This window comes from Paenibacillus agri (genome assembly GCF_013359945.1).
Taxonomy (GTDB): Bacteria; Bacillota; Bacilli; order Paenibacillales; family Paenibacillaceae; genus Paenibacillus_AQ; species Paenibacillus_AQ agri.
Genome location: NZ_JABWCS010000215.1, coordinates 99257 through 120603 on the forward strand (window position 1 = coordinate 99257; position 21347 = coordinate 120603).

At 47.6% G+C, this 21347-nt stretch carries 17 protein-coding genes; 16 read left to right on the plus strand and 1 reads right to left on the minus strand.

All coding sequences use genetic code 11. The features are described 5' to 3' along the window. Nucleotides 1-6 precede the first annotated feature (6 nt). From pflA to HPT30_RS19690, 14 genes are all read left to right on the plus strand, one after another. Nucleotides 7-744, plus strand: a complete 738-nt coding sequence (gene pflA, locus HPT30_RS19625; protein WP_066363800.1) for a pyruvate formate-lyase-activating protein — start codon at nt 7-9, stop codon at nt 742-744. A gap of 390 nt (nt 745-1134) precedes the next feature. Continuing rightward, nucleotides 1135-2544, plus strand: coding sequence for an extracellular solute-binding protein (locus HPT30_RS19630; RefSeq protein ID WP_175373025.1), 1410 nt, complete (start codon nt 1135-1137; stop codon nt 2542-2544). 100 nt (nt 2545-2644) lie between these two features. Then, nucleotides 2645-3529, plus strand: coding sequence for a carbohydrate ABC transporter permease (locus HPT30_RS19635; protein WP_175373026.1), 885 nt, complete (start codon nt 2645-2647; stop codon nt 3527-3529). Next, the gene (locus tag HPT30_RS19640; protein ID WP_175373027.1) at nt 3529-4356 is read left to right on the plus strand and encodes a carbohydrate ABC transporter permease; all 828 of its coding nucleotides are present in this window, start codon (nt 3529-3531) and stop codon (nt 4354-4356) included. Before HPT30_RS19635 ends, HPT30_RS19640 begins: the two co-directional genes overlap by 1 nt. 25 nt (nt 4357-4381) lie before the next feature. Next, the gene (locus HPT30_RS19645) at nt 4382-6235 is read left to right on the plus strand and encodes a cache domain-containing sensor histidine kinase (protein WP_175373028.1); all 1854 of its coding nucleotides are present in this window, start codon (nt 4382-4384) and stop codon (nt 6233-6235) included. Then, nucleotides 6213-7004 (plus strand): response regulator transcription factor, encoded by a 792-nt coding sequence (locus tag HPT30_RS19650; RefSeq protein ID WP_175373029.1) that lies wholly within the window; start codon nt 6213-6215, stop codon nt 7002-7004. The genes HPT30_RS19645 and HPT30_RS19650 overlap by 23 nt, the downstream gene beginning before the upstream one ends. 323 nt (nt 7005-7327) lie before the next feature. Then, entirely contained in the window at nt 7328-9583 is a 2256-nt protein-coding gene (locus HPT30_RS19655) for a copper amine oxidase N-terminal domain-containing protein (RefSeq protein ID WP_175373030.1), read from the plus strand. A 214-nt stretch (nt 9584-9797) separates the two neighbouring features. After that, nucleotides 9798-10259: a Fur family transcriptional regulator gene (locus tag HPT30_RS19660; RefSeq protein WP_066363786.1), complete on the plus strand. Its 462-nt coding sequence runs from the start codon at nt 9798-9800 to the stop codon at nt 10257-10259. Nucleotide 10260: 1 nt separating this feature from the next. Further along, the gene (gene yidD, locus HPT30_RS19665; RefSeq protein WP_175373031.1) at nt 10261-10524 is read left to right on the plus strand and encodes a membrane protein insertion efficiency factor YidD; all 264 of its coding nucleotides are present in this window, start codon (nt 10261-10263) and stop codon (nt 10522-10524) included. 350 nt (nt 10525-10874) lie between these two features. Then, nucleotides 10875-12887: a methionine--tRNA ligase gene (metG, locus tag HPT30_RS19670; RefSeq protein ID WP_175373032.1), complete on the plus strand. Its 2013-nt coding sequence runs from the start codon at nt 10875-10877 to the stop codon at nt 12885-12887. Nucleotides 12888-13265: 378 nt separating this feature from the next. After that, complete coding sequence (locus HPT30_RS19675; RefSeq protein WP_175373033.1) at nt 13266-14273, plus strand: metal ABC transporter solute-binding protein, Zn/Mn family; 1008 nt, start codon at nt 13266-13268, stop codon at nt 14271-14273. A 66-nt stretch (nt 14274-14339) separates the two neighbouring features. Next, on the plus strand, nt 14340-15056 hold the full coding sequence (locus tag HPT30_RS19680) for a metal ABC transporter ATP-binding protein (RefSeq protein ID WP_446685662.1): 717 nt from the start codon (nt 14340-14342) through the stop codon (nt 15054-15056). 883 nt (nt 15057-15939) lie between these two features. After that, complete coding sequence (locus HPT30_RS19685) at nt 15940-16743, plus strand: metal ABC transporter permease (RefSeq protein ID WP_175373035.1); 804 nt, start codon at nt 15940-15942, stop codon at nt 16741-16743. Nucleotides 16744-16995: 252 nt separating this feature from the next. Next, nucleotides 16996-17709: a cytochrome c biogenesis CcdA family protein gene (locus tag HPT30_RS19690; RefSeq protein WP_175373036.1), complete on the plus strand. Its 714-nt coding sequence runs from the start codon at nt 16996-16998 to the stop codon at nt 17707-17709. A gap of 89 nt (nt 17710-17798) precedes the next feature. Here the strand turns inward: HPT30_RS19690 and splB are convergent, their stop codons facing one another. After that, complete coding sequence (gene splB, locus HPT30_RS19695) at nt 17799-18875, minus strand: spore photoproduct lyase (RefSeq protein ID WP_175373037.1); 1077 nt, start codon at nt 18873-18875, stop codon at nt 17799-17801. Between the two features lie 193 nt (nt 18876-19068). On the opposite strand from splB, the gene mntR reads away from it, so the two are divergent. Next, nucleotides 19069-19494 carry a transcriptional regulator MntR gene (gene mntR, locus HPT30_RS19700; protein WP_066363772.1) on the plus strand — a complete coding sequence of 142 codons (426 nt, stop codon included), beginning with the start codon at nt 19069-19071 and terminating at the stop codon, nt 19492-19494. A 140-nt stretch (nt 19495-19634) separates the two neighbouring features. Beyond that, on the plus strand, nt 19635-21344 hold the full coding sequence (locus tag HPT30_RS19705; RefSeq protein WP_175373038.1) for a family 10 glycosylhydrolase: 1710 nt from the start codon (nt 19635-19637) through the stop codon (nt 21342-21344). The last annotated feature ends 3 nt before the right edge of the window (nt 21345-21347 follow it).

Below are 21347 nucleotides of genomic sequence, written 5' to 3' on the forward strand. Positions count from 1 at the left end.
CTCCTAATGATTAAAGGTCGCATACACTCCTTGGAAACCTTTGGAACCGTTGACGGGCCTGGCATTCGATTTGTTTTGTTCATGCAAGGCTGTCTGTTGAAATGCCAATATTGTCATAATCCAGATACATGGGCATTGGATGAGGGCAAGGAAATGAGCCTGGAAGAGGTTCTGGCTGAGATAGAGCCTTACTTGAACTATTACCGTACGTCCGGAGGTGGCTTGACCGTATCCGGCGGAGAGCCAACGCTGCAGGCCCATTTCGTCAAGCAACTGTTCACGGAAGTGAAGAAACGCTGGAATCTGCACACCACACTGGATAGCAATGGCTACAATGAAGGTGATAAGATTAATGATCTGCTGGATGTGACAGATCTGGTGATGCTGGATCTTAAGCATATCGATGACGAAGCCCACATCAAGCTAACGGGCAAATCCAATGAGCGGACACTGAAGCTCGCACGCTGGTTGTCAGATCATGATCGCAAAATGTGGATCCGGCACGTCTATGTTCCTGGCATTCATGACCGGGAAGAGGATCTGTTGAATCTTGGTCGCTTCATCGGCAGCCTGAATGGGGTAGAGAAGTTCGAGATCCTGCCATACCACCAGATGGGCGTATACAAGTGGGAAATGTTAGGCAAGGCTTACGAGCTTGAGGGTGTTCCCAGCCCAACTGAAGAGGAAGTACAGCGGGCTTACAGACTGGTTGAAGAAGGTCGCAAGCAAGTCGAACTGGTATAATATCTTGTCATAAGAACATAAGAAGCCGTCCCAAAATAGCTGCTGCTAAAGGGGCGGCTTCTGTTATGATATAAGAATAATCCGCTTACAAATTGATTAGAAAAGAATCGATTATTTTGATTTATGTTAAAATACATAACATAATAACGGTTTATCATACATGAAAGCACTTATTCTTCATTGTTTTTAGATGATTTTTGATTTTAAAATTAGCCTTTACAAAGATGTATGTTATATATACTAACGTTAAAAGTTAAAAAATAACAATGATTTCGCTTACATTAGACAATTTTATCCCTACTGTAGATGAATCTTAACCTTACGTTAACAATCACCTTTTTTTATAATAGAAACTGTAAACGAAAACATTAAATAGGGAGGGTCACAAAAATGAAAAAAAGTATGACTTTGCTGTTGTCCCTGATTTTCGTAAGCTCTGCGCTGCTTGCCGGTTGTGGAGGAAATAACAACACTAGCACTACCAATGGTGAGGGCAACAAAACTGGAACGAACACGGTGGAAGCTACAAACGCACCTGCTACTGAGGAACCGGTAAGTGAGGAGCCGTTCGAAATGACGATCCGTCACACCCAAGTAGGGGCAGACAAACAAAAACGTTTGGCTATTTTGGAGGATGTAGTTAAGAAGGTAGAAGGGGATGTTCCTGGTTTAACCTTTAAGCTGGACGGCGTTGAATCAGACGTGAACCGTAAAGAAAAACTTCGTGGTGAAATGGCGGCAGGCAATCCACCGCAGGTATTCGATCTGTTCGGTAGCCCTGACTCCAAGATTTATGCAAAAGAAAACAAGCTTCTTGATCTGACGCCTATTCTGGAAGAATTGGGCATCAAAGATAAATTCTCCAACCTTGATCCGTTTACTTATGAAGGAAAGATCTACGGATTGCCAATCGGCGGTTCCGGTGAAGGATTCTTCTATAACAAAGAGTACTACAACAGCAAGGGCTGGAAGGCCCCTACGACTTTTGCCGAGCTGGAACAACAACTGGCAGATATCAAAGCTGACGGCAAAGTGCCATTGGCTGCTGCCTCCAAAGCAGGTTGGGTACCGTTGATGTTGGCTAACCACTTGTGGTCCCGTTATGCTGGACCGGAAGTTACTGCTAAGTTCGCTACTGGCGAAGCTAAATGGACAGATCCGCAAGTCGTTGCCGGCTTTGCTAAGTACAAAGACTGGGTAGACAAAGGTTACTTCAAAAAAGGCGAACTGGGCTTCGAATATGCTGAATATACAACACAATTCACAAGCGGTGAAGCCATCCTGTTGTATGACGGAACATGGAAATCTTCCGTATTCAAACCAGGTCAATCTGGTGAAGGCCTGATCGGCAAAGTTGGATTCTTCAATATTCCTCCGGTTGAGGGCGGTGTGGGTGACCAAACAGCTCTGATGCGCGATGTGAACAATGGTTACGGCTTCTCTGCAGCGGTAGCTAATGATCCTCGTCAATTGGCTGCAGTGAAATCCTTCATCAAGAATCTGTTTAATGAAGAAATGCAGCTTCGCGGACTTGTAGAAGATGGCGTGCTGCCTGCAATGAAGATTGACCAAAACGTATTGAATGAGAATATTACAGATGATCTGATGAGCGAGATCGTAGCTGTACTGAACAACTCCCAATCCTCATTCCCAGCCTTTGACTCTCTTGTGCAAGCGGATGTAACGACCGAGATCAGTAACATTCAAATTCAAAAGCTGATCGGCGGACAAACCACACCTGAGAAGATGGGCGAAGCGCTGCAAAAGGTTCAGGAAGAAGCCAACGCAGCAGTGGAATAAGAAGCAGGAAACTGAATGTACCCTGGCGCTTGTTCCAGGGTACATTTTTTAAAATACTTCCTTAAATCGTTCTCTGATGTCTAAGCAATTGGAGGTAGCCATGAATAAAGCATTGAGAAACCCTGTGGTTTTTACGCTATTTGTTGTTCCTGCTTTAATTCTGTTCCTGATGTTCTTCATTTATCCGATTTTCAGTTCCATCTATTACAGCTTTACCAGTTGGAATGGTGTATCAGCGACGGTGAAATATACTGGTTTTAGTAATTATACGAAGGCTTTTGGGGATGAAAGATTTTGGATTTCGGTGAAAAACAACGGATGGTTCATTCTGTTCTCCGTGTTTATCCAAGTCCCTTTGATCGTGATCTTCTCTCTTTTGATCGCAAATGTCAAAAAGCTGAAGGGTCTGTACAAGACAGCAGTATTTATGCCATCGATTATGTCAACGGCTGTTATCGGCATCCTGTGGGGCTTTATCTACGAGCCTAACATCGGACTCTTTAACAAACTGCTGAGTTTGGTCGGAATCAACCCGGTATACTGGTTGTCGGATGAGCGGTTCGCGATGCTGTCCATCCTGATCACCAATGCGTGGCAGTGGACCGGATTTTATATTGTCATGGTGCTGGCGGCTATTCTGTCTATTCCAGGCGAACTGGATGAAGCTGCGGCAATTGATGGCGCAACCCGTTTCCAGCGGGCGACCCGGATTACTCTTCCTTTGATTGTCCCTATTATTTCCGTAGTCATCATGCTGTCCATCGCGGGTGCGATGAAGGCGGCGGATATCGTTATCGTCATGACGAAGGGCGGACCAGCAGGTTCCACCGAGGTTATGGCAACTTATATGATTAAATATGCGATTACCAACTTCAAGTATGGGTACGGCAATGCCATCGCTGTTCTGATCTTTGCGTTCACGCTGGTGGTTACAGTTCTTTATCAAGTGCTTATTGCCCGGCGTACAGAAAGGGTGGAATACTAATGCGCACCCTGAAAAAGAGTCTGCCCCATGTGATCCTTCTGGGTTATCTGCTGGTCATCCTGTTTCCTTTCCTGTTCGTGCTGTTCTCGTCTGTGAAGAAGGATAACAACGCGATTGCGCTCAATCCTTTTGGTATTCCGAAAGAATTTGTTTTCAATAACTATGTTGAGGCATGGGTTAACGCCAAAATAAGCACCTATTTCTTCAACAGCTTGTACATTTCTGTGTTATCATCCGTCGTATCCATCCTGCTAGCCTCGATGTTCGCGTTTGCAATCACGCGCATGCGTCAGGGCAAATGGAATACGATATTGTTCTCTTTGGTTCTGGTAGGGATGCTGATTCCGAACAACGCGCTGATGCTGCCGATCTACAACATTGTACGTAAGCTTGGCATCTTGAACACGCATTGGGCGCTGATCATCCCATATATTGCGAATGCGATTCCATTTACGATCATTATTTTGGCTGCTTTTATGCGATCTTTGCCCTCGGAAATTGAGGAAGCGGCCGTTATGGATGGCTTGAATGCCCCTGGTATCTTTGCTAGAATTATTGTACCTCTAACGGTTCCCGCTATGGTTACAGTATTCATTGTGAATTTCCTAGGAAATTGGAATGAATTCTTGCTAGCCAACTACTTCCTTTCCAATGATGAGCTGCGTACGCTTCCAGTGGGCATGGTTCAATTCCGTGATCAATATCAGATGAACTATGCACAGATGTCGGCGGGGATTGTCTACAGCGTATTGCCAGTGGTCGTTATCTATGCGATTTTGCAGGAGAAAATCATTGAAGGCGTTACAGCGGGCAGTGTGAAAGGATAATCCCTTAGGGTCAGGAGCATGGCCGATGAATTTGCGCTATAAACTTTTTACGGCATTTGTGGGCCTGATTATTATCCCCCTGTTTATACTTGGCATGATTATGTTCTTCGTAACTTATAATTCTATTGAGAAAAAATATAGCCAGCAGTCGGAATATTCCCTGAAGGCGATCAGCTACAGTATTTCTAATGTCTTCAAAGACATGGACAATGTAACAGACAACGGAATTGCCACCTCAGTATTCCATATGGCACTAAGTGCCGATGATCCTTCCAAACAGGATCTGACGGATGCCGAGCAACTGAACCTGAATGCCAGCCAGCGCAATTTCCGGAGTCTGTTATACAATCATCCTTCTATTAGTTATGCGTTTCTATACAATTTTAATGGAAAAGGCAGTTCGGAGATTGTCTCGGTTTTCACCAAAGAGAATTTCCGCACGATGCCTTATGAAAAGTTCAAAGAGAGCGATCTGTACAAGCAAGTCATGACGCTCAATGGTGTGCCCAAATGGCTGGCTCCTCACGAATACCCGGAACTTACGGGGACTGAACCCGTGTTTACGCAAATTCGGCTCGTGAAGGAGCTAAGCTTTTTTCAGAATATCGGCATACTGGTTGTGCAAATTAAAAACTGGGAGTTCGAGTCGATCTTCCGCAATTTGAAGATAGGCGACAGCGATCAGAATGTTTCCTTCATGCTGGTGAATGATGACGGTATGATCCTGTTTGATCCGGATCGCAAGCTGGATGGACAAAACTTTGAATCTTTTACCACTAAACAAGTAGCCTTCAAAAAAGGATTTCAGAGCTTTAAAACCGAGTTCGACGGCGAGAAGAGTATCCTCTCTGTCTATCACCTGAAGGATTATCCATGGAGTCTTGTATCCGTGACCTCTTGGGAGACATTATCCCGTGAAGTCACAGTGTTCGCACGCTGGTTCGTGATCGTCGTATTTATCTGTTTCTTGGCTGCCGTTTTCTTCAACCTGTTCTTCATGAACCGAATTACCGGGGCTATTGCGGTCATTGTCCGTTTCATGCGCCGTGTGGAAGACGGAGATTTGACTACCCGTGTTGAGGAAAAAGGGAACGATGAGCTGACTCTGCTGGCGAAAGGATTCAACGATCTGATGAATAAGATCAATGGTCTGTTCAACCGAATTCAGGTCGAGCAGCGTCGCAAGAATCAGGCGGAGATGAGAGTGCTGCAGGCGCAGATTAAGCCTCATTTCTTGTTTAATACCCTTGAGTCGATCAATGTGCTCGCGGTGCAGAATGAAGGGCGCAAAGTAAGCGAAATGGTCTACAGGCTGGCCAGTATTTTACGGATCAGCATTCAGGGCAGGGATGAAATTACCGTTGAGGAAGAGACGAAACATCTGCGACATTATTTGGATATCCAAAAGTTCCGTTTTGAGGATCTATTCGACTATGAGATCGACATTCCAGATGAGCTGATGAGCTGCGGGATACTGAAGCTTACGTTACAGCCGCTTGTGGAGAACAGTATTCAACATGGCTTTGAAGGGATTGATTATACAGGCAAGTTGATCATCCAGGGCTGGGAAGAACGGGGGAATCTGATCCTGAGAATCTCAGACAACGGTATCGGCATGACGCCGGCTCAGCTGTCGCTATTCCAGTATATGGTGAACGAAAATGCGGAGCAGGAAGTCGTTGACAAGCCGGATAATCGAATGAATCATGAGCGAAGGGGACTTGGCGTCCGCAGTGTGGCCGACCGTATCCGTATTGAATACGGGGACTTATACGGTGTCTTTATCTGCTCCAGTCCCGGTCAGGGAACGATTATACAATGCGTCATACCTAAATACGAGCAGGGGGAAGATCATTATGCTAAAAGTATTATTGGTTGACGATGAGGCGCCGATTCTAAACAATTTGAACCGTGTGCTGCCCTGGGAGGAAATGGGCATGACTGTATCAGGCATGGCCCGCAGCGGAATGGATGCCTTGCGTATCGCCGAGGAGGAGCATCCCGATCTGGTGCTGTGTGATATCCGCATGCCCGTCATGGACGGTCTGACGTTCGTCGGTAAGCTGCGCGAGCTTGGCAATGAGTGCGAGGTACTGCTGCTCACCGGCTACCAGGAATTTGATTATGCTCGTGAAGCGATCCGGCTTGGGGTGAGGGAGTACATCTGCAAGCCGATACACTATGAGGAACTAGGCAACAAAGTGCGTGAGATTGGGGCCCACATTCGCAGCAGAAAGTACAAAGATAAATTGTTCAATAGTCTCCCTTTGTTCCAGGAAGTGCCGGATAACGGAAGCGAGAACTCGAAAAAATCATCGGATCAGCTCATGAATATGGCGGTTCAGTACATTACAGAAAAGTTGAGTTCTGACATCGGCATTGAAGAGGTGGCTGGCAAGCTTGGCATAAGCAGCAGTTACTTCTGTTTGCTGTTCAAGAATCGCTTCTCCATGACATTTGTCGAATATGTGACGCAGCAGCGAGTGGATGCCGCCAAGTTCATGCTGGCCCACAGCGAAAAGAGCATTGCGGTGATTGGTTCGGGTGTTGGCTATCAGGAACGGCGTTATTTCACCAAAGTATTCCAGAAACAGACGGGAATGTCGCCCAAGGAGTACCGGGAAGCCTGGAAGCGTAGCGCCGAGTAAGCATTTGGTATAGCTCCCAAGTAATTTAAGCCCTATAAAAAATGCGCAATGGCATACTATGGACACCTTCATGGATCATGGTTTTCGATTCAGGGAGGTGTTTTCCCATGTTTATGGGAGCTGGCGTTAATCTTTTCTTTACATTTCTGAAACTTTTTAAGGCCTCATGCGTCTAATACTATGTTTTGTTAAAAAAGTACGTGGCAGATTTGACCGCCGTCCTTATGGATGGCTGCATTTTTGCAGGGAATGTTGTTGCTGTACATCTAACAAGATTGTAGTGCGCTAATATTCCATCAAATAGGAGCAGAAGGAGTCATACAATGAATTTTAGAAAACTCGCATTAGTTGCTGTACTGGCCGTTTCCCAGGTCGCTGCAGCCGTTCCGGCATTTGCGTCATCTGTAAGTGGTACGGTAATCGGCACAGTTGGTACCGCTGTCCCGGATGCTACGCCACAGAACACCGTTAATCCGTCGGAAGCAACAGACGCATTGCCGCATCAGCCAGAGGCCACAGAACAGCCTGTTAACAACGGAGCTCCTGGAGCAGATCAACCTTCACCTACGCCACCACCAAGTGACGTACCTGTTGTAACGACAGAAACACCTTTATCCACAACATTGCCAACAGCAACACCAGTACCGAGTGCAACTCCGACGCCAGCAGTTACCCCAAGCTCAGGTGTACAGCCTATTCCTACTGGTGGTCCTAATCAGCTTATCCTGATGATGAATAGTAACAAGATGTATGTCAATGGCGTTCAATATCTGGCTAATCAGCCAATGGCCGTCAAGAATGGTGTATCTTATGTATCCATCCGCGCCATGGTGGAGCGGGTAGGGGTCAAATTTATTTTTGACAACAAAACAAAGGAAACAGTCGTAACTAAAGGTACTGACGTTATGCGTTTCAAGACAAACAGCAATGTCTATACCGTTAACGGCAAGAAGGTAACGATGAAAGGTCCAGCTTACCTGTTCAATGGTACCTTTATGATCCCGCTAACTTCCATTACTGCGGCACTTGGTATTCCTTATACCGTAGATAATGTGCAAAAAAGTGTCACTCTGACACTGGATACAAAGCCTAAAGCTTCCTTCACGGTTCAGCCGACCGAGATCTATGCTGGCGAGCCGGTAGCCTTCACTACAACCAGCTCTTCCCCGAATGGTACAGCCATCGTTGAAGAACGTTGGGAAGGCAAGCAGGATGTATATGATCAACCAGGCTTCTATACCGTTAGCTACTCCGTTAGGGACGCGAATGGAGAATGGAGTAATCCTTACTCTGTAACCATTAATGTCCTGCAGCCTAACCAGCCGCCGGTAGCTAACTTCACGACAGATAAAGATGAATATAAAATGGGTGAGCCAGTAACCATTACTGACCACAGCTACGATCCTGAAGGCGAAGAACTGACGGCCGAATGGTCGAATCGCGCACTTGCCTACTTTAACCCGGGTCCAATCTCCATTCAATTGAAGGTTACGGACAAACACGGATTGAGCGGAACTTTTGAGAAGACGATTAATATTACTAATGATCAGTTGTATACACAAGATGAAGTAGCCAAGCTGTTCACCCCGCCGGGTGATGTTCTGACTATCGATGGTGGTTCTATCCCAAGCTATCCTAATTTGGCGTACAACACCTCTTCCGAGCCATACACACTGATCCGCAGTAATAGCCCAGAGACAGTAAACACTGAAGGCGTACTGTACCGCGAGACGGCTCTTGGTGCGACACGTTTCCTGGTTCACCATAAGAACAACATGAGTACAAGACAGAAGGTATATATCATTGCAACTAATAAAAATCCGGAACCAGCGACGATTACGACTCAATTTGTCGGATTTGCCGGTCCGGCAGCATCACCGGAGTACACAGGCAAAATTTCTGTTATGAAGTACTATAATTCTATTGTTACTGGTGCGAATTACAGCACGATCACACTTCAGCCGGGACAAAGCGTTCCGATCTTGACGGATACTAGCAAAGTTGCTATGAAGCCGGGTGACATCATCTCACTGAGTGCTGACCTGATGAGCGATTATGCCATCCAATATGACGTAATCATGATCGAGCAGACCAAGGATCCATTGACTACTTTGCCGCTGCTGCCTATTCTGGATCGGGACGGCGTGCATAACCGTGGTACGTATCCTGATTCCACCCGCATCATCGACGTACCTGATGTAGTAGGAACAGTACCATCCAGACTTGTTCTGGGAGACAACAAGAACGATTTGAACCTTATCGGTATGGATCCAATGACTGGAACCGAGGCTTCCAACGCCGGGAACTTTGGCGTATTGTACAAAATCAAGATTGATCGCGTAGCACCAAACACGCTGATCACCTTCAACCCGCGCGGAGGCAACTACCTTGGTTCTGTTCTTGTAAATGGTGTGATTGTGAATCTGGCGAATAAAGGAAGCTTGTCGAATTCTGACATGAACGCAGTGCTCTTCCGCACCGGTGAATATGAGGGTTCGGTTGAGATGCTCTTCACCGTTGCATCCGGAAGTAATCTTCCTGTAAACTTTGTATTCACTCCGCTTCCAGCTAAAAAGTAAGGCTATTTACAGTTTAAAGCACTTATAAATAGATTTTCTTACCCATCCCGAGGGCGTTCAGCTATTGAACGTGTCTCGGGTTTTTTAATGGATTGAATATATATGGACTGATATTTGATTAGGCAAGGATAGTGCTTCATTGACGGAGCATTTATTTTGGGGCATTATAAAGAGAGTGTTATTGAAATGAACAATTATTATGGGAGATGAGCGTATGCTGTCGACAGATCAAATATTGGAAGTCATGTCGGGGCAGGGACTGCGAATCACCGATCAGCGCAAAACGCTTGCCAAGTTATTCGGCGAGAATACAGGATATTTGTCAGCGAAGGATGTCTATGACCATATGGGACGCAAGTATAGCGGTCTCAGCTTTGATACCGTCTACCGTAACCTCCGGGTCATGGAGGAGCTGGGTGTGCTTGAGCAGGTCGTCTTTGAAGATGGCGTGAAGTTCAAAGCAAGCTGCGTACACGATCATCATCACCATCATATGATTTGCCTTCAATGCATGAAGACTTATCCAATCCATTTCTGTCCGATGAATTTGACTGATACGCCGGACCAGTTCCGGGTCGTCAAGCATAAATTTGAGGTGTTCGGTTACTGCAAAGATTGTGAAGAGACCCGGGAAGAAGAGTCAGCGCCGGCAAGTCTTAGTAAAGCAGGGCATTAAGATGGGAGTCGGACGCAGAACGATTCAGGCGCCAATCCGGATATACCGCAAGTATATTTCTCCGATTAAGCCGGCTACTTGCCGCTTTTACCCGACCTGTTCAGCCTATGCACTGGAAGCGATAGAAGTTCACGGTCCCTTAAAGGGTTCATGGCTGGCTGCGAAGCGGATAGCCCGCTGCCATCCTTTTCATCCGGGAGGTTTGGACCCTGTCCCTCCGCTAAAGGAAGAGAACCCAGAGGGAGGAACGTCCCAGGTTACTTGACATGACGGCGTCTTTTTGGGTATATTTTGGATAATAACTTGATTTCCGAGGAACGGATGAGTAGATCTGGATACCTGTACAGAGAACCGGGGAAGCTGAGAACCGGCAGGAGACGCCAGATTGAATATGGTCCGGGAGGAACTGTGTTCGAGCGAAGAACCGCATGACTGGGTTCACGTAAGATAACGGCGTGTTCCAGCGTTAATGGGCAGTTTCCGGCAAGGGAACTGGAGAAGCCTGTTCTCTGTGAGGAGACAGGGAATTTTGGGTGGTAACGCGTGAGTTTACTCTCGCCCCATATAGGGGGCGGGAGTTTTTTGTTTTTTATGGAGAAGAAAGGGTGACGACAATTGAGCGACAAGAAAACTTTTTATCTGACAACACCAATCTATTACCCGAGTGACAAGCTGCATATCGGGCATGCCTACTCAACGGTAGCCGGAGATGCTATGGCCCGCTATAAGCGCCTGCGTGGCTACGAGGTTCATTACTTGACCGGTACAGATGAGCATGGACAGAAGATTGAACAAAAGGCCGGAGAAGCTGGCAAGACCCCTCAGCAGTTCGTTGACGATATTGTTGTTGGCATCAAGGACCTGTGGCGTAAGCTGGACATTTCCAATGATGATTTCATTCGTACAACAGAAGAACGCCACAAAACTGTCGTTCAGGATATTTTTGACCGGTTGCTGAAGCAAGGTGACATTTACAAAGGGGAATACGAAGGCTGGTACAGCATTCCTGACGAGACGTTCTACACCGAGACGCAACTCGTTGATGTGGAGCGCGATGGCAATGGTGTTATTATTAGCGCTAAAAGCCCGGACAGTGGTCATGCGGTAGAGCTGGTCAAGGAAGAAAGCTACTTCTTCCGGATGAGCAAATATGCGGACCGTCTGCTGAAATATTATGAGGAGAACCCGGAGTTTATTTTGCCGGAATCCCGTAAGAACGAGATGATTAACAACTTTATCAAGCCGGGTCTGGAAGATTTGGCAGTGTCCCGTACGACCTTCGACTGGGGCGTTAAGGTTAAGGGTGATCCGAAGCATGTGGTGTATGTATGGATTGACGCGCTTACCAACTACATTACTGCACTAGGCTATGGCTCGGAAGACCGTAGTCTGTACGATAAATACTGGCCTGCAGATGTGCACATCGTGGGTAAAGAGATCGTCCGCTTCCACACCATCTACTGGCCGATTATTCTGATGGCACTGGGTGAGCCGCTGCCGAAGAAGGTTTTTGCGCATGGCTGGCTATTGATGAAGGATGGAAAAATGTCCAAATCGAAGGGTAACGTCGTAGACCCGGTAACCCTGATTGACCGCTACGGTCTGGATGCCCTGCGCTACTATCTGCTGCGCGAAGTGCCATTCGGCTCTGACGGCACGTTCACACCGGAAAGCTTTGTAGACCGGGTTAACTACGATCTGGCGAACGACTTAGGCAACTTGTTGAACCGTACAGGTGCAATGGTTGAGAAGTATTTTGAAGGCGTGCTTCCGGCTTATGAGGGTAACGTAACAGCATTCGACGGCGAATTGCAGGCTGCGGCGCAGAACACCTATGCCAAAGTAGAAGAAGCGATGGAAAAAATGGAGTTCTCCGTAGCACTGACTGCCATTGGGGCGTTCATTAGCCGGACGAACAAGTATATCGATGAGACACAGCCTTGGGTGCTTGCCAAGGATGAGAGCAGAATTGCGGAGCTGGCTTCCGTGATGAGACATCTTGTTGAAGGTTTGCGGACGGCGTCCATTCTGCTGCAGCCATTCCTTACTGGCGCACCAGCGAAGATTTGGGAGCAGCTGGGTATTGCGTCAGGCGAGCTGACTACATGGGATAGTGGTAAGACATTTGGCCTGATTCCGGCCGGCACGAGGCTGGTGAAGGGTAATCCGATCTTCCCGCGTCTCGATGTGGAACAAGAGGTGGCTTACATCGCTGAGGCGATGGGCGGAGGCAAGGCAGCGGCGGCTCAGCAGGCTGAGGCGGCTCCTGCAGTAGAAGCTTCCGAGGTGGAAGAAGAGCACAAGGAAGAAATCGGCATTGACGATTTCGCCAAGGCAGAGCTGCGGGTGGCACAAGTCATCGCCGCTGAGCCGGTGAAGAAAGCTGACAAGCTGCTGAAGCTCCAGCTGGATCTCGGCTACGAGCAACGTCAGGTGGTATCAGGGATTGCGAAGTTCTACACACCTGAAGAGCTGGTAGGGCAAAAGGTGATCTGTATCGTGAACCTGAAGCCGGTTAAGCTGCGCGGTGAGTTGTCACAGGGTATGATTTTGGCAGCTTCCAAAGGGGATCAGCTGACGCTTGCTACGGTACCGGACAGCATGCCTAACGGAGCGATTGTGAAATAAGACGGGACATTTTTTAAAAAAAGTGATTTAGAGTAGTGCAGAGCAGCAATTTGGAATAATGCCAGAGTACTGCTGAGCACAACAGAGTACATTAAAAAGGGAACATTCTCACAGCTATGAGAGCTGAGGGGATGTTCCTTTTTTCATATACGATAAGAAAGAAAAAGAAAAAGAAAAGGAAAAGGAATAGTAAGACTATGCTTCGGCAACAGCGGTATTCTATTATCTGCTATAGAAGGGCAAGCTAAAGGAAGAGAAAACACAAGTCAAATACAAAATCAACGTTAGGGGTAAAGAGGATAAAGAGTTGACTTATCGTAACCATTACTATTATAATTCGCATAGTAAATATTACGATCTGAGGAGTCGATAGTTAATATGGTTTCACGCATGTCACGCAAAGGGTGGTTCATGGTTGCCCTGATGCTGGTTCTGGTACTCGCCGGATGCGGCGCTAAGAGTGGTGGAAATATTGTGGAGGGCAAGGTAAACGTGGTCACCACATTTTATCCTATATATGAATTTGCCAAAGAAATTGGCGGGGATGATGTCCATGCCATTAATCTGCTGCCGGTCGGTGTAGAACCGCACGACTGGACACCTCGCAGTCAGGATATTATTAATACGTCCAAAGCGCAGCTGTTTTTGTATAATGGTGCTGGTCTGGAGGGTTGGGTGCCGAACTTCCTGAAGGGGCTGGACCGTGGGAGCAAAGTGCAGGCGGTAGAAGTGAGCCAAGGCATTAATTTGATCAAAACGAATGAAGATGATGGTCATAACCATGGCGGCGGAGATAATGCTGATCATGAGAGCGGAGCGGAGGATCATGGTGCGGAGAGTGGGAATACGGGCGGGGATAGCCTGCACACAGACCCGCATACTTGGGTGAGTCCGAAGTCGGCGCTCATTATGGCCGGAAATATTAAAAATAGTCTGCAAAATGTTGATCCCGAGCATAAGGATGCTTACCAGGAGCGTTACAATAAGCTCGCAGAGCGTCTCAAGGCGCTTGACGCCAAGTTCGAAACCGAACTTGCCAAGGTACCAGGTAAAGAAATCGTGGTTTCCCACCAGGCCTTCGGCTATCTGGCTCGTGATTACGGTCTCGATCAGCATGCGATTATGGGCTTGTCACCGGATGCAGAGCCACGCGGGCAGGATATGGTTGCGCTGGCGAAACTGGTGAAGGATGAAGGGATTAAGTATATTTTCTTCGAGGAACTGGTCTCCGATCGACTTGCCAAAACACTGGCAAATGAAGCAGGAGTATCGACGCTTGTGCTGAATCCGGTAGAGGGGCTGACCCAGGAACAGGAGAAAAATAACGATAATTATTTCACTCTGATGGAGAAAAATTTGCAAAATCTAATTCTAGCCTTACAATAATAAGGAAAGTATACGTGAAAGGTGGTACTATGCATGCAACCGGTATCCCTGGACTGTCATCAACATATGATTGAGATACAGGATCTTTCCTTTTCCTATGGAGAGCAAAAAGTTATATCCGGACTTAGCTATACTGTAAAAGAGCGTGATTTTCTCGGCATCATTGGCTCCAATGGCGCTGGCAAAACCACGTTGATGAAAATGATCGTCGGCCTGCTGCCTCCGAGTAGCGGCGATATCAAGTTGTTCGGCCAATCCGTGCGCAAGTTTAAGGACTGGGAGCGGATCGGCTATGTGCCGCAGAAAAATGCGTTTAACCCGTTGTTCCCGGCTACCGTGCGTGAAGTGGTGCTGTCTGGCCTCTATAACAACAAAAATCTGATTCGTAGGGTATCCAAAGCACAGCACCGGCAGTGTGATGATGCGCTCGAAGTGATGCGGATTCAGGATATTGCGGATAAAAGAGTAGGTCAGCTCTCCGGAGGTCAGCAGCAGCGTGTGTTCCTGGCGCGGGCGCTGATCAATCACCCGGATCTGCTGATTTTGGACGAGCCTACCGTTGGGATCGACGCCGAGACACAGGCCGGATTCTTCGACCTGATCACACATATGCATGCTCATCATCACATGACCTTCCTGATGGTGTCGCATGACATTGATATGATCCGTAATTATTTGGGGCAGGAGCCGGTCCAGCGTAACGGTAAAATCAATTTCTACTCTCGCCACTCTCATGATGTGCAGGATTGTGTCGAGGATAATCTTCAGCACACACTTGGTTGATGGAGATCGAGTACATGAGAATAACGGGAATTTCTCCCGGTAATCTGATGTATTTCTTGGTCAGTGTTAGAATAACAGGATAAGCTCCTGTTATTTCTCGGCTATTGAGCTCTAATCCGTTTAAAATGCTAGATTAACAGGAATAATTCCAGCTAATTTGAGAAAAAGGAGCTATCCTTCTTAAATAACTGGAGTTTTTCCAGTTATGCTCCCAGGTTTTTTAGTATTGATGAGGCGTCGACAGTATAACGTCAGATGCCTTAATATGTTTGTCTTGTGGTTATCCATAGTCAAACATGGGTTAACCAAAGCATTAGATCTTGTGGTTATCCATGGTGAAACATAAGATAACCAAAGCAATAGATCCTGTGGTTATCCATGGTGAAACATAAGATAACCAAAGCAATAGATCCTGTGGTTATCCATAGTCAAACATAGGATAACCCAAGCATTGGATCTTACAGTTATCCATTGTATAACATAGGATAACCAAGCGCATTGGATCTTACAGTTATCCATTGTATAACATGGGATAACCAGAGGCACTGGATCTTGAGGTTATCCATGGTGAAACATAGGATAACCAAAGCATAAGATCTTGCGGTTATCCATTGTATAACATAGGATAACATCAGGTCTTTGCCCTTGCCTTTGACCTTATATCTTGATCTTGTCAGTAGATCTTTCAAGTCCCTAAGTCCCGTCCACCGTAAAGCGTGTCCCGTCAGGGACGAAAGCGATCATGCGCCAAACGGTCCTAGACACAGCCCCCCTCCCGCCTACGTCAGTTGCACTTAGCGGTGTCCAGAGGGTGCAGCCCTTTGGGGCCCTCTCTTCGGGAAGGGAGGGTTTGGGAGGGATCGAAAAAAAAGGAGAATTGATTTTGGAAATTCTATTCAGCGATTTTTTCCAGCGGGCGCTTGCGGGCGGTCTGCTGATTGGTATTACTGCGCCGCTTATAGGCGTTTTTCTTGTTCTTAGACGTCTGTCGATGATCGGGGACACGCTGGCGCATGTCACGATTGCCGGTGTAGCACTGGGCTTCTTGGCGGGATTTTATCCGCTGGGCGCAGGTCTGATTTTTGCCGTTGCCGCCTCCTTTGCTATTGAGAAGCTCCGCAAGGCGTACAAAAGCTACGCCGAATTGTCCATAGCCATCATCATGTCAGGCGGTGTAGCGCTGGCTTCGCTTTTCTTCACACTAGGCAAAGGATACAATGCAGATGTTATGAGCTATCTGTTCGGTAGCATCTATACGCTCGATAATACGGACTTGCTCGTCGTTGGACTGGTTACGATAGCAGTTGTGGTTGTGGTTGCGCTATTCTTCAAAGAGTTCTTTCTACTTAGCTTTGAAGAGGATGCTGCGAGCGTCAGCGGACTGCCAGTGAAGCTGTTGAACATGTTAATAACGATTCTGACCGCACTGGTAATCAGCACAGCGATAAAAATCGTTGGTTCCCTGCTGGTATCTGCACTGCTGACCATACCAGTAGCCATTAGCCTGCTGTTATCGCGCAGCTTTAAATCATCGGTTATTGTTTCGGTGGTTATCGCAGAAATTGCGGTAGTGGGTGGCCTTGTTGTAGCCGGAATCTGGAATCTTGCGCCAGGGGCTACGATTGTCCTGTTACTTATTGCGATGCTGGCTCTGACGCTGATCGGCAAGAAGGGCCTGCCAACATAAGCAGGGAATACGCAGGTAAATACGTCAGGTAGCCCTGCGTAGGCTGATGTTGAACGTGTGAATGCAAAATTGAATGTGTGAAAGTAAGAATAGGTTTGAAGGTAACCGTGAACATATGGACGCTCTATGAAAGTGTGGGCCAACCATGACAGTGTGAGCTGAGCATTTTAACATATACAACGGGAATTCATAAGTCGCCATACTGAAGAAGGTTTTGGGAAGAGACATTAATCGGGAAGGAGCGCTGCTGCTTTGTCCAACATTAATGCAGGAATAGCTTTTGCTGCAGGTCTGGCCTCATTTATCTCTCCATGCTGCCTGCCTCTTTATCCTTCGTATTTATCTTACATAACCGGATTATCTGTTCAGCAATTGAAGAGCGGCGGCAACACCAAAGAGGTCCGTTTCCGGACCTTGAGTCATACTTTGGCTTTTATCCTTGGGTTTTCTGCGGTTTTTTACACATTGGGTTTTGGTGCGGGGTTGTTTGGACAGTTCTTTAACGGCCAGCGGGATCTGATTCGCCAGTTATCGGCAATCCTTATTATTGTTATGGGGCTGTTTTTGCTCGGTATTTTTCAGCCACAGTTTCTGATGCGTGAACGAAAGCTGAATCTCAAATGGAAGCCGGCAGGCTATGCCGGATCTTTTATCTTCGGCATTGGCTTTTCTGCCGGCTGGTCACCGTGTATTGGCCCGATTCTAACAGCCATCATTGCGCTTTCGGCTAGCGATCCCGGGACGTGGTTTACGCTTATTACTGCATACAGTATCGGATTCGCCTTGCCTTTCTTTGCGCTTGCGTTCTTCCTAGGCGGAGCCAGACGCATCCTGAAATACTCCAATGTGCTGATGAAGATCGGCGGCGTTCTGATGGTGCTTATGGGCCTGTTGCTCTTTACGGATCAGATGTTCCGCATCACGATTTGGTTGCAGAATATTACACCTGAATGGCTGAAGTTTTAGGCTGAGCCACTCTGGAATTAATATGGGACAATGGCTATGACCCGTCCTGTTGCTTTAGCTATTAGGTGCTGCTTATGCTGCCTGCTTCATCAGGTGAAATAATCAATCTTACCTTCTGGAAAATGCTCGAAAATCCGCTCTGTGATGAATTCCCGCAGGGCGGTTTGTTGTTCATCGGGGTAGACGTATTTGTTCTGTCCCCAGCGTCCCCACTTCTTTTTCCGCTTCTCAATGTCCATCTCCAGCTTCGACTTCGGATAACGCTTCTCAATCACCGTCTTGGCCGTCTTGGTGAAGCGATGCTGAATCATTTCAAAGGTTAATCCTTTTCCCGCCTCGGGAGGTAGCGCTTCTGCGAGCTTGGACAGTAGCTCTGCGTAGCCCTCCTGCCAGCCGTCATGCCAGATGATAGGGGCAATAATGAAGCCCAGAGGGTAGCCGGCCCTAGCGACCTTACCGGCGGCCTCTATACGTTCCTCGAACCGGGCGGTGGCCGGCTCGAAATTTTTGATGACATAATCGGCATTGACACTGAAGCGGATGCGCGTATGACCGTTATGCTGGAGCTTAAGCAGCGGGTCCACATGCTGATACTTGGTGACAAAACGCAGCCGGCCCAGCGGCTCCTTTGCCATGAAATTAATCAGTTCCTCCAGGGAACCGGTAATATGCTCCAGGCCCAGCGGATCTGAGGTACAGGCGGCTTCGAACGTTGTGATTTCGGGTGAGCGCTCTTCGATGTATTTTTTGGCGGCGTCCATCACATCATCTGTATTGACGTATACCCGAATATAAGGCTTGGCCCCAAGGGTAGTTTGAAGATAGCAATAATGGCAGTGTCCCATACAGCCGGTCGCGATGGGAATAGCATAATCGGCAGAAGGCTTGGACTGGTCGAAGGTCAGCGTTTTGCGCAAGCCAACGACAAGCGTTCTTTTGGCGATTTTATATTGCTCGGATTCCGTTTCGCCGGGAAGATTGGTGATACGATTATGCGATGTTGTCATACGGTAAGGGATGTTATTGCTCTTCACCCATTCCATAATCCGCTCCCCTTTGGGGTAATTCAGGGCGTTCGGCTCGAAAAAAACAAGCTCGGGCATGAAGGGGGCTGTTGGTCTTTTTTGCCGCCTGACTGCAGGGCGTTTCGGTGTCACGGTTGACATGAATACACGCTCCTTCATATAGGGGATGTCCTTAGTGTGCGGGTTTAGCGGTCATTGAAACCGTGGTAATCCTGTGCAATTTGGTCCGCAAAATGTGGCGGGACTTGCCAAGGAGCGGGAGAAACATGTATCATTGTTAGAGCAAGGTTTGGCCTTATGCGCCACGCTCATTATAGAAAAGAGGTAAAGTTGAATGCCAACACCCAGCATGGAGGATTATTTGGAGCGCATATACAAGCTCATCGATGAGAAGGGGTATGCGCGGGTCTCGGATATCGCCGAGGGATTGGAAGTCCACCCTTCATCTGTGACCAAGATGATCCAAAAACTGGATAAGGACGAATATCTCATCTATGAGAAATATCGTGGGCTTGTCCTGACCAATAAAGGAAAAAAAGTGGGAAAACGACTGGTTGACCGCCACCAGCTTCTGGAGCAATTTCTTGAACTGATTGGTGTGCAGCAGGAGAATATCTATAAGGATGTTGAAGGCATCGAGCATCACTTGAGCTGGGACTCCATCACGCGTATTGAGACACTGGTGGAATATTTCCGGCGGGACCAGGAACGGGTGCAGACGCTTTATAATATTCATGATGAACTGGTTAGCGATTCTTAGAAAAAAGGGACCCGGCTGTTTCTTTTCTACGAATTTACCGCAACCTTTCCCAGTTTTTTACGTCAAAACGGATACCGTCCTTTTTAGGATGACTCCGTTTTTTTGTTTTTTTACCACACTTTTGAATTTGGGGAGGAATTATGAAATACCGTAAATGGATGCTTGGACTACTGGTAATCATCTTGAGTCTGCCGCTGTTTTCTGTAGGGGTACGTGCGGCGGGGGTTCAGATTACGATTGAACTGGACGGGCAGGCACTGGTTAGTGATGTGCCACCTTATATTACACCGAAGAATGTGACCATGGTACCCATCAGCGTTATCAGTAAAGGGCTAAGTGCAGGCGTTGAATGGAATCAGAACAGCAAGACCGCTACAATCACGCAAGGAGACACGGTAATCAAGCTGACCAGCGGCCAGAAGAACGCCCTGGTGAATGGAACGGCAGTAACCCTTGAGACCACCGTAGAGGTAAAGCAGGGCCGGGTAATGGTACCGCTGCGTTTTGTCAGTGAACAGCTCGGATTGCAGGTGGTGTGGGATCAAGCAACGAAGCATATCTCCTTGTATACAGGGGCAGAACCGCCGCAATCGGCAGGTCCGCAGCAGCCGACACCATCAACTGCACCTACCTCTACACCAGCACCTACGGCGACGCCAGCACCAACAGTAACACCAAAAACTACGCCAACACCAACGTCGACGCCAGTGGTACCGACAGTGCCGCTTCCTGGGGCGGGAGTTAACAAAGCGATGAAAGGTGCATGGATTTCCTCTGTCTTCAATCTGGATTGGCCCTCGGTGTCTTCCGCCGGGAAAATCGATAAGCAGAAGCAGGAATTCGATAATTTGTTGGACAAGTTAAAGGCAGTGGGCTTCAATGCAGTCTTTGTGCAGGTTAGACCGTCTGCAGACAGCCTATATCCGTCGTCCCTGGTGCCATGGTCGAAGGTGTTGACCGGAACGCAGGGAAAGGACCCAGGCTATGACCCGCTCGCATATATGGTCAGCGCAGCTCACGCACGCGGTATGCAATTTCATGCTTGGTTTAACCCGTTCCGGGCTACCACGGATGCATCTACTACAGGCCTCGCCAGCAATCATGTCGCTAAAGCCCATCCTGAATGGATTGTGAATGCCGGAGGCAAGCTGTACATAAATCCAGGGATACCTGAGGCGCGTCAGCATATTATTGACACGGTAATGGAAGTCGTCAAAGGTTATGATATTGACGGCGTTCATCTGGATGATTATTTCTATCCGTCAAATACTACCTTTGCTGATGATGGAACCTTCAAGACCTATAACGCCAAGGGAATCGTATCTAAGGATGACTGGCGCCGGGACAACATCAATGAGTTCGTTCGTCAGCTTGGATCACAGATTCACAGCGCTAAGCCAGCAGTATCGTATGGCATCAGTCCATTCGGCGTCTGGCGCAACATTAAGATGGACAGCACAGGCTCAGACACCACAGCAGGCGTAACCGCCTATGACAGCATGTATGCCGATGTGCGGACATGGGTCAAGCAGGGCTGGATCGACTATGTTGCTCCGCAGATTTACTGGAGCCTGTCCTTCAATACTGCACGGTATGACAAGCTGGTCGATTGGTGGGTAAATGAAGTAGCGAACACTAAGGTGAAGCTCTACATCGGCCTGGCAGCCTATAAAGTCGGGGCCAGCGACCAAAGCGCGGAATGGCAGAGCGGTCAGCAGATCATCAATCAATTGAAATATAATGAGAAGTATAATGAAGTGGCGGGAAGCATTATGTTCCGCGCCAATGATATTGTGGTCAGAGATCCATTTGGGCTTTCAAGCCTACTCACATTTTATTTTAAGCCCTGATCC